The organism is Devosia sp. RR2S18 (genome assembly GCF_030177755.1).
Taxonomy (GTDB): Bacteria; Pseudomonadota; Alphaproteobacteria; order Rhizobiales; family Devosiaceae; genus Devosia; species Devosia rhizosphaerae.
Genome location: NZ_CP126539.1, coordinates 695,466 through 710,869, shown reverse-complemented (window position 1 = coordinate 710,869; position 15,404 = coordinate 695,466). Strand labels below are relative to the sequence as shown.

The following is a 15,404-nucleotide window of genomic DNA, read 5'->3' as shown; positions in this document are numbered from 1 at the left end:
TTGCCTAAGTGCTGACCAACGAAGATATGGATGAATCTGGATCCTCCCAAGTTGAGCTTGCTGAACTGCAGCGGCAGATCAAGGATGCAAGGCATCGGCTTGAACTGACCCTCGAAGCTGCGGGAGCTGCCGGCGGCTGGGTATGGGACATTGCGGCGCGCCGTCTGACTGCGGATCCGCGATTCGCGGCATTAACCGGTCAAGACCCACTTGAGCTTGCCCAAGGTGTGCCGACTAGTAAGTTTTTCACCAGCATCCATCCCGAAGATGTTCGCCGCATCCGACTCGCAGTGGCGGGTATGCTGGCCGGGGCGGAGGTTTTCTCGAAGGACTTCCGGCTGCAACGGGAGGATGGCGGTATTCGCTGGGTTCACGCCCATGGCGGAACTGTCCTAAACGAGCAGGATCAGCCCATTCGGTTTCACGGCACTCTTATTGACGTCACCGATCGCAAGCGAACTGAGGATCAATTGCGGGTGGCTCAGACCGCCGGGGAAATAGGCACCTTTGAACACACCGAAGGCTACGGCACCGTAGCAGTTTCACGGCAGTTCTGCAGGCTGCTCGGCCTGCACCCGACCAATGTGCTTCCCGTCAGAACCATTAACTTGCTGGTTCATCCCGAAGATCGTCCGATTATCGATCCCAAGCTGCCGAGCAAGCCGCGATCGGAAAGAAATATCGAGTTCCGCATCACACGCGCAGATACCGGAGAGACACGCTGGCTTGCCCGCCGCGGCGAGTACCAAGAGGACATGGAGACGAGTGGGCTACGATATATCGGCGTCCTCTACGACATCACCGACTCTAAGCGCATCGAAGAGCGACTACGGCTTTCCAATGAAGCGCTTTCCGAAAACGTCCGTGAGCGCACCCGCGAGCGCAATCAGGTATGGCAGAACTCGCGTGACTTGCTTACTGTCGTCGGGGTCGATGGCGTCATTCGAGACGTCAATCCGGCCTGGCACACTGTACTGGGTTACGAAGAGGCCAGTCTGATTGGCAGGGCGTTCGTTGACTTGGCTAACGGGCAAGAGCGCGACCAGGCGCAGCGGCTTGTCGCCTTCAACAGGAGCAGCCCACCAGCCTCGGAGGAAGTGGCGCTCGTTGGCGCTGGTGGGTCACTGCACGTGTTCTCGTGGGATGCAGCAGCTGAAGGCGAGCTGATCTATCTCTACGGCCACGACATCACCGCCGAGCGGAAGCAAGCGGAGATCCTGCAAGAAACCGAAGCGTTGCTGCGGCAGTCCCAGAAAATGGAAGCTGTTGGCCAATTGACGGGCGGCATTGCGCATGACTTCAACAACATGCTGACCGGCATTATTGGGTCGCTCGACATTATGAAGCGCCGCATAGCCAACAAGCGCTATGATGAACTCGACAAATTCATGAGTGCGGCAATCACCTCGGCTCAGCGCGCAGCGTCCTTGACGCACCGCCTGCTGGCTTTCTCTCGACGTCAGTCGCTTGATCGCAAGCCCACCGATGTGGTGCCGCTGATAAACTCAATACGGGATCTGCTGACCCGTACGCTGGGTGAACGCATCACCCTGCAAACCGTTCTGCCGGAGAGTTGCTGGCGGGCAGTGACCGACGCGAACCAACTTGAAAGCGCCTTGCTCAACCTTGCAATCAATGCTCGCGACGCGATGCCGGATGGTGGGCAACTGCGCATCGAGGTGGCCAACGTGACCTTTGCGGAGGGGATCACCTCAAGCGTGGATGAAGTGCCCGTAGGAGACTATTTGCGCATTGCAGTGATAGATACTGGTGAGGGCATGCCCACCGAGGTCCTTGATAAGGCCTTTGATCCATTCTTCACCACCAAACCGATAGGACAGGGTACCGGGCTAGGTCTCTCCATGATTTACGGCTTCGTGCGGCAGTCCGGGGGGCATGTGGAAATAGCCAGTACAGTGGGCAAGGGTACCACCGTGTCGGTGTACCTACCGCGCGATCATGGCGCACCGTCTATCACCTCATCACCGACCATCGAACGAACACCCTTGGGAGAGGGCGAAACGGTGCTGGTCGTGGAAGACGACCCTGCAGTGCGGCTGCTGGTTGTCGATGTTCTACAGGAGCTGGGCTACCTAGCCCTGGAGGCTGCGGATAGCGATGGAGCTTTACCGATCCTGCAATCAAGTGCTCGTCTTGATCTTTTGATTTCCGATGTTGGCCTTCCCGGCCTGAACGGCCGCCAGCTCGCTGACCTCGCTCGGCAATCCCGCCCCGAACTGCGTGTTCTCTTCATCACGGGTTATGCCGCAATGGCTGCCTCTCGCTCCGATTTTCTTGGTGCGGGCATGGACATGATCACCAAGCCGTTCGCCATGGACGACTTGGCGACGAAGATACGTCAGATGTTGGTCGACCCATAGATCTTCCCGCGTGCCGTGCTTACACCCAGCCGCTTGTGGGAAGGTGCGCATGAAGAGCAAAGACACCTCTGCAGACGAGGCGTGTGAAACGTCTGCTACTCGCGACTGCGAAGCAGCGGCAAACAGCTCCAACATTGGCATTCCAAGAGCGTCTGCTTTTTTAACAGGCTACCTAAAAGCCGACCGTCAGTACTCCACCCCAACATGGTCATTCCTGCCACTAAGCGGGCTGGCAGGTTTCAGGAACCGGAGCCGAACGCCTGAACGGCAGAATGGGGGCGCGTTGCTGCCGTTCAACAGTTGGAGAATAGCCACTCGAGGGAGGCGTCTTCACCCGGGAGCAAGTTCATCGTTCTGTGAAGATCAGGTGGCATCAGGAACCGCATTTCCGGTCAGCCATTTAGCCCCGACCTGATCAGAGGGCGAGAAGATGGACAGCTACAACGAATTCGAACTGGACCGGGACGTTTCAACCGAAGCTCCTCCCAACATTGCGGAACTTACCGACAAGGTGATCGCCGCTCTCGAGGAGGACATGCGCCGGGAGCAAGCTGCGCTCGTGTTCTCCCGATTGCCGGAGCGGCCTCCCCTGCAAGAGAGCCCCGGTAGCCTCTTCCACTGAGCCGATGGTGCTGGTGCAGTCACCAGCACGATCTGGTGGTTCGCCTGCTACCTGGATTGGTGCAGCACAGAATTGACCCTCACCGAAGCCGGTGTCCCTCGTCGTTGAAGACAAATACCTGTGCAGGATCGAAGTCCAGCCGGAGTTCGGTTGTCGAAACGGAGGGCAGACGCTCTGCAAGCTGGGCGACAATCTCGACGCCACCAGGGGAAAGGCCATGCAAATAGCTAACATCTCCGAGCTGCTCGACGACATCGGGTTGCACGCGGAGCAGCCCCCCATCCGCAATGCGTAGGTGCTGCGGACGGATTCCGATCCTCACTTCTTCGCCCGTCTCAAGTGATCCTTTGAGCCACGGCAATGCAATCGCCGCCTCCTCCCTGCCCTCGATCAAAAAAGTCGGCTCGGTGCTACTTGTCACGCGAGCCGGCAGGAAGTTCATCTTCGGCGAGCCAATGAACCCGGCGACGAACATGTTGTTGGGGTCGTCGAACACCTGCAGGGGTGGCCCCACCTGCTCTATTCTTCCGCCGTTGAGCACCACGATTTTGTCGGCCAGGGTCATCGCCTCCACCTGATCGTGGGTCACGTAGATCATGGTCGAGCCGAGCCGCGTGTGAAGTCTGGCAAGTTCGAGGCGCATGTGCACGCGCAACTCGGCATCGAGGTTCGACAGCGGCTCATCGAACAGGAAGACCTTTGGATCGCGGACAATCGCCCGTCCGATAGCAACCCGCTGGCGCTGCCCACCCGACAGCTGGGCTGGGCGGCGATCCAGATAGTCATCGAGTTGCAGCATCCGTGCTGCCTCGGCAAGCCTGGTCTCAATTTCCTGAGGAGGAACCTTGGTAACCCGGAGGCCGAACGTCATGTTCTCAGCAACGGTCATATGGGGATAAAGAGCATAGGACTGGAACACCATGGCGATGCCCCGGTCCACGGGTTCGAAGTCCGTCACATCCTCGCCATCGATGCGGATGGTCCCATCGGTGACATCCTCCAGCCCCGCGATGATCCGCAGCAGGGTTGATTTTCCGCAACCAGATGGCCCCACCATGACCACGAACTCATGGGAGGCAATCTGCAGGTCGACGCCCTTGATGACCTGCGTTGACCCAAAGGACTTGGTGACCTGCTCCAAGACGACGTCTGCCATTTTGCCGATCTCCTATCTGGCTGCCGAGCGGCGCAGGACCTGGTACGCGGACCGCAGGGCTGCCTCAGGGTCTACTGAAAAGCGGCACTCCATTGCCGCACACCCCTTAAATCCAATCTCCTCGAGAGCCGCGAAGGCACTCGCGAAGTCGGTGTGCCCCGTGCCGGGCTCCAAGCGCGAGCTATCCGCGAGATGCACATGAGCGACGACGTCAGCCGCTTCCCTCAAGCTTGCCGCCAAACTCGCTTCTTCGATGTTCATGTGGAAGAGGTCGGCCATCAACCGGACTGAGTGGAGCCCCAGAGATCGGCAGAGCTCCGCCCCTTGCCGCAACGTGTTCACCATGTGGTCCTCGTAGCGATTGAGCGGCTCGAGGAGCACAGTTACGCCGCGACTGCGAGCGTGCTCTCCAAGCTTGCCCAACATCTGCAGCAGGATGGCGCGATCTTCTTGCGGTTCGCGTGGCGCTTTGAAGGGCGGCAGCCGATCAGAGTGCATGCCATAGGATGCGGGTGTGATAACGCCTGTGGCGCCCACCTCCCCCGCCACGTCGCACAGCTCGGTCATAGCGCTGAGCGCCTCAGCGCGGCGGTCGGCGTCGAAGTCACCGATGAACCGATCGGAAATCACGCAGATTGATGAGAACACGACCCCTTCAGCACGAGCCCGCTGCAGTTCGGGTAGCCGCTCCCGCATTCCGGTGCTGCCGCGCAGCTCGATGCCTTCATAGCCAATCTCCTGGATAAGCCTCCATTGGCTGATCAGGTCTCTGCCGGGGATGAGGTTCTCTTGAACAGCAAGCTTCATGGTGGTCATCCCTGGAAATCGAGCACAACCTGGAGGCATTCTCCTGGCCGCTCGCGGAGCATGTCAAAGGCGTCCTGCGCACCCAGTGCAGGAACCACGTGGCTGATCAGACGCCCGAAATCGACCCTGCCCTCTCCAATCAACCCCATCACGGTGCGGTCCAGGCGACTACGGTCCCAGCGGTGGTCAAGTCCTGGGTTGAGGCCGCTGATTTGCGAGCAGATGATCGCCACCCGGTTGTGGTGGAACTCTTCCCCCAGGCGCAGCCCCTGGCCTTCTCCCTGGAAGAAGCCGCAGGCAATGACGCGGCTGTTGTAGGCTGTGGACCGGATCGCTTCGTGCAGGGCCGGCCAGGCACCCGAGATCTCGATGGACACGTCGGCGCCACGTCCACCAGTAATGCCCCTGATCTGTGCCGCGACATCTCCTTGTGACGCATCGATGGTGTGGGCGGCGCCCAGCTCTCTTGCGTGTTCGAGACGCGACGCCATGCGGTCTACCGCAATCACCGTTGCCCCATTGAGACGAGCGAGTTGCGTCACCATCAGACCCGGCACGCCCTGGCCGAATACGGCGACATACTCGCCAAGATGAATGTTCGCGTCGATCACCGCGTTGAGGGCAATCGCCCCAATCTGTGAGAAGATCCCGAGCTTTGGGTCCACGTCGGGAGCAAGCACCCGCATCGCGGCCCAGTCTTCGGAGGCGACATGCTCGCTGCGGTGCCGCCACGTGCCCCAGATGACCTGTCCCTCGTGGACCTTGGTGACGCCTGTGCCCACTTCAACCACGCGCCCCACCTCCTCGTAACCCATGGCAGGCATTGGGAAGGTCCAGCTCTGCTCGCCTTCCACAAAGAGGCGCTGCTGCGGATCCCAATGGCGGTTGAGGAAAGGACTGGTCCCAAGAAAGGCTGTCATCTCTGTGCCGGCGGAAATCCCGGAGTAGAGTGTGGCGATACGCACCTCATGGGGCCCAAGGGGCTGCGGATCATGGGTCTCAAAACCCACCTTGCCGGGGGCTTCGATGGTGAGCTGAAAAGGCAGATTGGGCTTCAGCGGCACGGGACGCTCGTTCATACGGGGCCTCTATTTGACAGCGCCGGCGGTGAGACCGCGGACGAACTGCCGTTGGAAGATGAGATAGACAATGATGACCGGAATGGTGGCCAGCGAGACGCCCGCGGCAATCAACCCGATGTCCCGGGCATACGCGCCCTGGAAGAACATGAGTCCCAAAGGAATGGGGCGCAGCTCCTCGTTCTGCAGGTAGAGCAGCGGCATCAGGAACTCATTCCAGCTGCGCATGAACTGAAACACCACCAGGGTCGAGATTGCTGGGCGGGCCAGGGGCAGCATGATGGACCAGAAGATGCGCAGTTCGCTGCAGCCGTCCGTCCTGCCAGCCTCATGCAGCTCCTTGGGCAGGTCCTCAAAGAACGACTGCATCAGGAACACGCCAAATGGCAGACCGAACGCAATGGAGGGGAGAATGACGGCCAGGTACGTGCCGAGGAGCCCCATGGCGAGAAGCTGGTAGTAAAGAGGGATCATCACCGATTGGAACGGCACGGTGAGCCCGAGGAGGATCAGGAAGAAAATCGCCATGCGCCCGCGAAAGCGGAACCGCGCGATGCCGTAGCCGGCCAGTGCCGATAGAGCGACAACACCGATGACACTGGGCACGGTGATGATCACCGAGTTGAGGAAATAGGCGCCAAAGCGTCCACGGGTCCAAGCGGTGGTAATGTTCTCGAGATAGAGCGAGCTTGGCACGCCGAATGGGCTCCGCATCGCCTCCTGCATGGGCCGGAGCGCCGTGAACCACATCACGAGGATCGGATAGAAAGACAACGCCGCGAAGAAGAACAGAACGATGTGGCGCCACCACCGCGTGGCGCTCTGGCGCCTGGAGCGGGTCTTTCTTCGTGTGACTGGAAGGTTCGTGGAATGTACGTTCATCAGACCGGTGCCTCCCCGCGGCGGATGCGCATGGCGAGCCAGGCCGCGAGCAGAGCTACGACGGACATCACCATCGAAAGGGTGGCTCCATAGCCGTACTCGTTTGCTCGGAAGGCGACTTCGTAGGTGTAAGTGGCAATGACTTCGGTGGCGTTGTTGGGCCCGCCTTGCGTCATCACCCAGACCAGATCGAAAACGTTGAAGCCGCCGATGACTGTGTAGACGATCACCATTGTCAGGACCGGGCGGATTTGCGGAACAATGACGTGACGGAAGCGCTGCCGGGCATTGGCTCCATCGACCCGCGCAGCGGCCACGAGTTCCGGGTCGACCTTCTGCAGACCCGCAAAGAGCACTACGATGCAGAAGCCCAGATAGGACCAAATAGCTGGAATGAGGACGGCGTAGAGGGCTGTTCCCCGCTCGCCCAGCCAGCCGATGGCCAGCCGATCAAGCCCGAGATCGAGTCCAATGCCGACCAGGGCCGCATCCACTCCTCGAATGCCGGTATTGAGCAGCCCAAAGATAGGATTGAAGATCCACATCCAAATGATGCCGATCACCACTGGTGAAAGCACCACCGGCAGGAAGTAGATTGTACGGTAGACGAGAGACTGCCGGGGGTCCGACCAGAGCATCACCGCCAGGATCAGTCCGACGAAAATTGGCACGGCAGTACCGATCACCACCCAGATCATGTTGTTGCGCAGGGCCGCCCACATGGCTTGATCGGTGACCAGCCGAAGATAGTTTGCAAGGCCCGTGAAATCAGGCCAGCCGACACCGTTCCATTCGGTGAAGCTCAGCCAGACAGTTGCTGCAAACGGCAGACCAAAGAAGACCAGGTAGACGATAAGAGCAGGCAAGGCGAACCAGAGGCCTGCGCGCTGGCGGGCCTGGAGGCGCGATCGCTTGGGTCGTGACATGATGGGTCCTCGGCTTGGCAACACCGGGTCGGTGGCCTGCCAGGAGCTTGCCGCTCCTGGCAGGCCCTTGAGCTACTGACCCACGGAGGACTGGAGGGCCGCAGCCTGTTCTTCGGCAGTGCGATCACCGCCGAGCACAGCTTGGAAGCCGTCAAGCATCGTCGTGTTGAATGCTTCGGGCGTCAGGACGTCGATGTTGAGCCCCATGGCGTCTGGATCCAGCGACTCCATGGTCTTGGCCAGCAGTGGCGTGGCATCCACTTCCCCCGCCTCAACTGGATAAGGTGGCAGGATCGACATGTCTTCCACCCAATACGAGGCGTTCTCAGGATCGAAGATGAAGGTGAGGAAGCGCTCCGCAGCTTCCGGGTTCTCGGTCGTAGCCGAGACAAAATACCCCGACCCCAGCCCTGCAGGAGGGGTCGTGGTGCCACCCTCAGGCGCGGGCAGAAAGAAGAAGTCGACGTTAAACGGTGCTTCGCTGAAAACTGGGATGATCCAGCTCCCCGTCATGGTCATCGCCGCCATACCCGACGTAAACAACGCATTGGCATCGTCATAGCTCGCCGCGTTCACCGAAGGACTGTAGCAACCACGATCTTGCATCTCGACGAAAGCGGCATCAATCGCCTCCACCACCTCAGGCGCATCCCAGGACTGCTCGCCTCGGATCATCGCCTGCAGTTGGTCCTGCGGCACCAGATTGTTCGCGTAGAGGCTGAAGATGTGGAATGCGGGCCAACCGGCGGCGTTGCCGAAGGCAACAGGAATGATGCCAGCCTCCTTAAGCGTGTCACAGGCCGAGAGGAACTCTTCGTAGGTGGATGGCTCTGATAGGCCATGCTCCTCGAAAATGTCCGCGTTGTAGTAGACCGATAGGAACTCAACGGCATTGCCGATGCCATAGGTCTGACCACCAAATGTCGAGCGCTCACGGGTCCATTCATACAAATGGTCGAGTTCGCCGCTGTCATAGAGCTCATCCAGCGGTCGCAGGAGGCCCGCATCGGCGAGAACGCCGGAAAAACCCGGGCCAGTGTCGTAGTAGAAGACGTCGGGACCGGACCCAGAATTAAGGGCCGTTTGTATGGTGGGGCTCATGTCATCCACTGACTGCACGTCACGCTGGATGTCGATGTCCGGATTGGCTTCCTCGAACGCAGCAATCAGGGCGTCCATGCCTTCGGAAGTTTCGGTGAAGGTGTCCCATACACGCAGGGTCACGGTGTCCTGAGCCAGAACACCGGTGGCGCAGATAGACAGTACGCTCGCGGCTGCGAGCCTCGTCAACTTGGTCATAATTCCTCCCTTGGCGGTGATTAGCCGCCGTTCCGACCTGCCCCTGTTCGGGCATGTGTCATCGTTGACATGTTCTGCCCGCTTCGAACGCTTGTCAAGACGTTGAGTTAGGGGCGAGCGGGTGGAGGAGCTGTCGATTTGCGGATGACCAGCTCGGCTTCGAGAGCCAGGCCATCCGGCGCCACTTCGCCGTGACCTTCGATTTGGTCGATAACGAGCCGAGCTGCCATTTCCCCGAGCCTTCGGGCCGGCAGGCGCACGGTGGTGAGCAAGGGTGTCAGGAAGGCAGCGATGGTGTCGTCGAACCCGATCACCGAAACATCGTCAGGAACCCTCAAGCCAGCCTCGTGGATCGCCTGCAGCGCTCCAGCGGCAAGAATGTCGTTGCTCGCCATGATCGCCGTAGGCCGATCGCGACGGGCAAGCAACGCTCGGGTCGCCTGATAACCGTGGCCCTGCGCCGTGGGCACGTCCGTTATATAGGCCTCTCCAAAGCTGATGAGGTCTTCCGAGAGGCTTCCGACCTGCTGCATGACATCCCGGAAAGCTTCGAAGCGCTCCCGCTCTACATACCCGTAGAGAGCCGCAGGCCCGTCCTCGGGCAATAGGCTTGCACCCACATAGGCAATCCTGCGGTGTCCCATGTCGGTCAAGTGCCGCATGGCCGCCACGGCGCTGGGATAGTTGTGGACCACGATGCGGTGCCCGAGGGGGCTTCTTGGCCGCTCCACCTGGGCCAGCGGCACTTTCTGCTGGGCGACATATTCCACATTGGCCGCCTCTACAGGGGTGCTGAAGATCAGGGCGTCGGCCCGCCATCCCAACAGCGTATTGATGGCCTGGCGCTCGGCCTTGGCATCATGCTGCACATTGTAGGTGAGAGCGGTATAGCCGCGAGCCCGGGCGTGCTCCTCCACCCCACGGGCGACCTCAACATAGAAGGGGTTGGGCACGGTGGACTTGAGCAGATGGCCAATGACGTAGCTGCGATTCCGCTTCAGGCTCTGGGCGAGTGAATTCACCCTGTAGCCGGTCTGCTCAACCGCCTTCAACACGCGCTCGCGGGTCTCGGCGGCCACGTACCCAGAGTTTTTCAGAACACGGGCAACCGTAGCGGTTGTTACACCAGCAATGGCAGCCACATCCTTGAGGGTCGGTCGCTTTGACAATAGCTACTCCTGATCAGCCGCTCTCAATGTCCACCATTCATGTGATTGGCAAGCCTTCCGATGCTTGTCCCTGATGTGGAGGCGCTCGCAAACTCGGAACTCAGCATCGGATGAGAAAGTGAAACCTTGTCGCACTTGCTGCTCCTCGGCGGGCCGTCCGCGGGCCGCGCCACCTAGACCGGACTGCAGGAAGATGCGGCTTTCACTTGCAGCCGCGCGGTGATCGGATATCTTGCGCGCACACGTTTGCAGCCTAAGTCGGCTGCCACTGCCGAAGCACATTCGGCTTCCGGGCTCCACTACATGCGAACGTCACCCACCTGCATGTCGCACGTGGCTTAACCGCTCGCACGAGAGCATAACGGACTACTTCCATATGGCTATCAAAGGCACCGTCAAGTTCTTCAACACCACCAAGGGCTTCGGCTTCATCTCTCCGGAGAGCGGTGGCAAGGACGCGTTTGTTCACATCTCAGCAGTTCAGCGTTCGGGGCTCGACAGCCTCTATGAGAACGACAAGGTAGAGTACGAACTCGAGACGGGTCGCGACGGCAAAGAGTCGGCTACCAATCTAAAGCTACTCGACTGAGATTGATGGGGCGCCACCAGGTGCCCCTTGCACCAGTTAGCAGGGCTTCCGTACTCCGGTGAGCTGCCAGCAGCCGTTCCACCCCCTTTACCGAGTTGGGGTGTCTTGGTCGGCGCGGGCACACCGCCACAGATAGAGTTCAAAAGGTGAGACCTGGAGTTCGGATTCGACTGAGGGAAAACTCGAACCGCTGGCCGGTGTGAGGCGCGTCACCTGAGAAGATCGCGCCACTCGCGGTGGGCTGGCCTTCCGCTACTAACTCCAAATTATCGCTCCCCAGAAGGGCAACACCGCCGGTATCGGTGTGCCGGAGCGTCGTCACTTTGGCTCTGAGCTGCCCGCCACTTCGGATGAGTTTGCCATGGTACGCCATGCCGCTGTCACCGCCAGCGAAGCTGTCGCCTGTTATGGTCACAACGCCCGAAGCTTGTTTGCCTTGGTACCTGAAGCGCACGCCATAGAGGCCACTCGGCAGCATTGACCTGCCTGCTCCTGAATTCTCCTGATTCCCGGTACCCGCTCGCTGGGCAGTATCTCTGCCTACCTCCATGGCATCCTCCTTCTGGGAGAACGGTAGAAGAGGCTCTGGGTTGCGCAGCAGCATGGCTGGCCTTGTGAAGCACATGCGGGAGCAAGGTTACGAAGTCCTAAGCACTTTCCACGATTGAGGGGGCACCCATGCCGGACGGATGCAGGTTGAGAAGCACTATAATAACCTTCCCGCTCGACTATGGGCTCCGAATTGACTACCGGGAGGCGACCATGGGGCTGGACAACTCGACCTTGTTCGTGGCGAACATTGTCATCCTGCTCGTATCGGTCGCAGCCTATATGGGGGTGTGGTTACGCTCTCCAGCAGACCGCCATTGGCTGAGCTGGATCGCTGCCAACTTCGCTCTTGCGGCTGGGCTGGTCCTCTATCTCACCGCACCAGATCTACCCCCGCATTTGGCGGTTTGGCCGGATGCGCTCCTGATTGCGGGGTTCAGCCTCCGTCTTGCCGCAGCTCGACAGTTTAGCGGACGATCCGTTCAGAATATGATGGTGTGGGCGCCGGCTCCTGCCTTCATTGTCCTCGCGCTGCTCTCATCAGACCGCGCCGCCAACTATTCAGCGGCCAATGTTGTGCTGACTGCCCAAGCCTTCCTTGTGGCCTACGAGTTCTGGCGTGACCGCCATGACGGGCTCCTGTCCCGAATTGGTCTGATCGGCGCCTATCTATTTATGGCGATCTCGTTTGGCGCCCGGGCCCTCCAAGGCATCGCCGCCGCAGATCAGATCAGCAGCTACATTCCGTACGACACCCTCCTGGAGGTGCACCTCATTGTAGCCCTCTTCCACCTCGCCACCGGCACTCTTCTCGTGCTCTCGCTGGCTTCGGAGCGTGCTGCCGACGATTTGCGGCGGGCCGCGATGATGGATCCGCTGACTGGACTCAGCAACCGCCGGGCTTTCGATGCGTATCTTCGAAGCAAGCTGGAGGCCGGCTCCAGCCAGTTCGCTCTGGTGCTGTTCGACATCGACCACTTCAAGAGGGTCAACGACCGGCATGGTCATGCCGCAGGAGATGTCGTGCTGAGAAGAATTGCCGCTCTTCTCCTTCAGGGGATCAGCAATGGTGATTTTGTTGCTCGCATAGGTGGAGAGGAGTTCGCTGTGATCCTTTCCGACGTGGAGGCTGATCAAGCGTTCGAAGCGACAGAGCGTTTGAGGAAGTCCATCGCAACAGCAAGTGTTACCCAGGACGGGGTAGCCATTGAGGTGACCGCCAGTGCGGGCATCTGTCATTCCACACAAGGGCATGACTACGACGGCTTGCTTGAGGCTGCAGATCACCAGCTTTACCGGGCGAAAAGGAGGGGGCGGAACCGAACTTGTCAGCGAGGCCATGAGACGAACGTCCACCACTCAGGGAATGCTGGCTTGGTTGAGACTAACAGGGCCTCAGTGCAGCCCCGCTGAAAGGCCGCTCCGAGTGAAATGATCCATGATCCCACCCGAAGCCCCTCGCCGCCGTCTCACCGGCCGCATACTGAATTCGAGAACAAATAACTGTTCCGCTGTGGAACAATTGTGATCACAGCACGAGTCTGCGCCATGGTATCCCTGTTTATGACGCCGACTTAATCGAAGCAGGTGCGGCGCTCTTGAACACTCTGGCAGTGCCTTGACTGAACAACAGCAATCTTCGTGCAGACCCGCTCTTTCAAAGGTCACCATTGTGCCCCTGGAGCGGACTTCCCGCGCATCAGCAATAGCAGCGTTCGCATTATTGATCTCCGTGTTCCTGATCGCAGCCTGGGTTGCCGCTACTGGCTTCCGTCTGGTCGCACCGGATGCATCAGACCAGCTGGTAGCCAACTACGTGCTGCCACTGTATCGAGGCCATTAAACGAGACCGCCCTTGCATTGAGCTCGCTCCTTTAGCGGCTCAAAGTCTGCTGACACGTTTCAGCCGCAGCACCACGGAGCGCAACGGCTTCGCTGCGAGGATTCGCCCGCAGCCAGCCTCGACCGAGTCCGCCAGTTTGTGGCAGAAGGCCCGTTCGAAAGCAGCTTGGAGAGGTATAGTGGCCGCGACATGCAGCACATGCGGCGCAACGTCGGAGTGGGTTCGGCGCGAGAAGGGCTTCACCTATTGGCTCTCGGACGAGCTACGAGCCAAGTGCCCGCATCTGATGGGCGCTGGGGGTAAAGCCCAGCCTTACTGCCCTCGAATTGGTGAAGCCGTTTACAACGACTTCGACAGGTGGCGGCGCAACGCGCCGTAGCAGCCTGCCCGGTTGTCCTCTCAGCGCCATAGCTTTATCCTGCCGTCGCGGCGGAGCCAGCTTGAGCGCGGCGCGATGTGCACGTGCCGCTTGGCTCGTTGGGACAGGAGACCTCGGTTGGTGGACGCCAATCGAGGTTTTCCTTCTGATGTGAAAGAGAACTCAGCTGTTGCTGAAGGGGAAGCGCGGCCCGAAAGCCAGGCTAGCCTGTGGGTATGGCGGGCGATTGTTACTGCGATGGATAAGAGCAGCCTCATCCAGCCTGCACACCAGATTTAACTTGCCGGACTGACGCGTGCCAGATTGATTGCAGGACGCAGAAGAAGCGAGGAACGCCATAAATGGATGAACAGGAACACGCACCAGATTTTGTGGCTCTGACGACGGACGTGGTTGCGGCTTATGTGGCACACAACTCGGTCAGCCCCAGGGACCTGCCGACTTTGATTGCAGATGTGCACTCAGCGCTGCGCACCACTCATGCTGGTGAGCCGGCCACCCCACCGGTGGAGCCGCAAAGGCCCGCGGTGCCGATAAAGAAGTCGGTAACACCAGAAGCCGTTATCTGCCTGGAATGCGGGCGAAAGATGAAGTCTCTGAAGCGGCACCTTGGAACGGACCACGAGCTGTCGCCGGACCAGTATCGTGCGAAATGGAACCTGCCCAAGGACTACCCGATCGTAGCCCCAGCCTACGCAGAGCGCCGTTCGGAGCTGGCCAAGACTCACGGGCTGGGAAGGAAAGCAGCAAACGCTGCTTGAGTAGCGTGCCACACCTGCAGCATCTCGACCTTGGCTTGCCGCGAACTAACTAGAGAAGCTTTGAACTCCTGCGCAGTCTGGCAAAGCGCTTTGATGGGTAGACCTCCACTCAGATCGGCAGCATTGCTCGCCGGAGCGTTTTCGCGTGCGGCAATGTCCTCGACGGACGCTGAGGCGAGTGACTGGGATCTGCAAAGGACCGCAGTATCGAAGGCGATCTGATCGCCTCTGCCACCAGGAAAAAGAAAGCCCCAGCGCGAGGCCGGGGCAAGTGAACTTTGGAAGTCACAGGGGCTAAGACCTGTGTGTGCCCATAATCCGTTCCTCAGCGAACCCGTTCCTGCCCAGCCGATCACAAAAACACCCCAGAGCAAATGCGGCCCTCGCAGGCGCTGCCTCTGGCTCTATGCGATGACAGAGTCCGCCTGTACTCCCCTCTCCCGGTGATTGGAGGAATGACCGATGCCGGGAACACTCGACGTCTTCTACTTTCCGGGGAGCACTTACACGTACCTGAGCGCCCTTCGCGGGGCTGCCTTGGCCGAACAATCCGGTTTGATCCTTCGTTGGCGCCCTTTCAACGTTCGCGCCATCATGGTCGAGATGGACAACATCCCATTCGCCAAAAAGCCAGCCAAGGCGGCGTACATGTGGCGCGCCATCGAACGGCGAGCGAAGCGCTATGGGTTACCTTGGGCCGGGCAACCTCCCTATCCTGTGGACCCTGAGTTGAAGGCACTGAGGATGGCCACTGTCGCAACCCTAGAGGGCTATGGTCTGAATAGCCCCTAGACTTGTAGACGCCTTCTTCCCTAATTTTGAGGCAAGAAGGCCTACATGGGCAAAGGCAATTTCAGCAACGAGTTCAAGCGTGACGCGGTGCCTCAGATCTCCAAGCAATCGTCCTCCGCGATCGACTCCCTGTCGAGTCACTTATCTCGATGTCGCATCAACATAATATG

General features: G+C 59.7%; 14 protein-coding genes. 6 read left to right on the top strand and 8 right to left on the bottom strand.

Annotated elements, in window-relative coordinates; all coding sequences use genetic code 11:
* Positions 1 to 8 precede the first annotated feature (8 nt).
* Positions 9 to 2,381 (top strand): PAS domain-containing hybrid sensor histidine kinase/response regulator, encoded by a 2,373-nt coding sequence (locus QOV41_RS03475; protein ID WP_284579547.1) that lies wholly within the window; start codon positions 9 to 11, stop codon positions 2,379 to 2,381.
* Between the two features lie 430 nt (positions 2,382 to 2,811).
* Positions 2,812 to 3,003, top strand: coding sequence for a hypothetical protein (locus QOV41_RS03470; protein WP_284579546.1), 192 nt, complete (start codon positions 2,812 to 2,814; stop codon positions 3,001 to 3,003).
* A gap of 79 nt (positions 3,004 to 3,082) precedes the next feature.
* Here QOV41_RS03470 and QOV41_RS03465 read toward each other — a convergent pair whose 3' ends face one another.
* From QOV41_RS03465 to QOV41_RS03435, 7 genes are all read right to left on the bottom strand, one after another.
* The gene (locus tag QOV41_RS03465; RefSeq protein WP_284579545.1) at positions 3,083 to 4,159 is read right to left on the bottom strand and encodes an ABC transporter ATP-binding protein; all 1,077 of its coding nucleotides are present in this window, start codon (positions 4,157 to 4,159) and stop codon (positions 3,083 to 3,085) included.
* Positions 4,160 to 4,171: 12 nt separating this feature from the next.
* Complete coding sequence (locus tag QOV41_RS03460; RefSeq protein ID WP_284579544.1) at positions 4,172 to 4,966, bottom strand: sugar phosphate isomerase/epimerase family protein; 795 nt, start codon at positions 4,964 to 4,966, stop codon at positions 4,172 to 4,174.
* Between the two features lie 5 nt (positions 4,967 to 4,971).
* Complete coding sequence (locus tag QOV41_RS03455) at positions 4,972 to 6,045, bottom strand: zinc-binding dehydrogenase (protein ID WP_284579543.1); 1,074 nt, start codon at positions 6,043 to 6,045, stop codon at positions 4,972 to 4,974.
* A 9-nt stretch (positions 6,046 to 6,054) separates the two neighbouring features.
* A complete protein-coding gene (locus tag QOV41_RS03450; protein ID WP_284579542.1) occupies positions 6,055 to 6,927 on the bottom strand; it encodes a carbohydrate ABC transporter permease in 873 nt (290 codons plus the stop codon).
* Positions 6,927 to 7,853, bottom strand: coding sequence for a carbohydrate ABC transporter permease (locus QOV41_RS03445; RefSeq protein ID WP_284579540.1), 927 nt, complete (start codon positions 7,851 to 7,853; stop codon positions 6,927 to 6,929). Before QOV41_RS03445 ends, QOV41_RS03450 begins: the two co-directional genes overlap by 1 nt.
* A gap of 72 nt (positions 7,854 to 7,925) precedes the next feature.
* Positions 7,926 to 9,152, bottom strand: a complete 1,227-nt coding sequence (locus QOV41_RS03440) for an ABC transporter substrate-binding protein (RefSeq protein WP_284579539.1) — start codon at positions 9,150 to 9,152, stop codon at positions 7,926 to 7,928.
* A 107-nt stretch (positions 9,153 to 9,259) separates the two neighbouring features.
* Positions 9,260 to 10,321, bottom strand: a complete 1,062-nt coding sequence (locus QOV41_RS03435) for a LacI family DNA-binding transcriptional regulator (RefSeq protein WP_284579537.1) — start codon at positions 10,319 to 10,321, stop codon at positions 9,260 to 9,262.
* Between the two features lie 376 nt (positions 10,322 to 10,697).
* On the opposite strand from QOV41_RS03435, the gene QOV41_RS03430 reads away from it, so the two are divergent.
* Positions 10,698 to 10,910 (top strand): cold-shock protein, encoded by a 213-nt coding sequence (locus tag QOV41_RS03430; protein WP_284579535.1) that lies wholly within the window; start codon positions 10,698 to 10,700, stop codon positions 10,908 to 10,910.
* Positions 10,911 to 11,049: 139 nt separating this feature from the next.
* Here the strand turns inward: QOV41_RS03430 and QOV41_RS03425 are convergent, their stop codons facing one another.
* Entirely contained in the window at positions 11,050 to 11,388 is a 339-nt protein-coding gene (locus tag QOV41_RS03425) for a hypothetical protein (RefSeq protein ID WP_284579533.1), read from the bottom strand.
* 218 nt (positions 11,389 to 11,606) lie between these two features.
* Here QOV41_RS03425 and QOV41_RS03420 point away from each other — a divergent pair, with 218 nt between their 5' ends.
* The 3 genes from QOV41_RS03420 to QOV41_RS03410 all read left to right on the top strand — a co-directional run bounded on the left by QOV41_RS03420 (position 11,607) and on the right by QOV41_RS03410 (position 15,234).
* Entirely contained in the window at positions 11,607 to 12,872 is a 1,266-nt protein-coding gene (locus QOV41_RS03420; RefSeq protein ID WP_284579531.1) for a GGDEF domain-containing protein, read from the top strand.
* A 1,150-nt stretch (positions 12,873 to 14,022) separates the two neighbouring features.
* Complete coding sequence (locus tag QOV41_RS03415; RefSeq protein WP_284579530.1) at positions 14,023 to 14,442, top strand: Ros/MucR family transcriptional regulator; 420 nt, start codon at positions 14,023 to 14,025, stop codon at positions 14,440 to 14,442.
* Between the two features lie 462 nt (positions 14,443 to 14,904).
* Entirely contained in the window at positions 14,905 to 15,234 is a 330-nt protein-coding gene (locus tag QOV41_RS03410) for a DsbA family protein (protein ID WP_284579528.1), read from the top strand.
* Positions 15,235 to 15,404 lie beyond the last annotated feature (170 nt).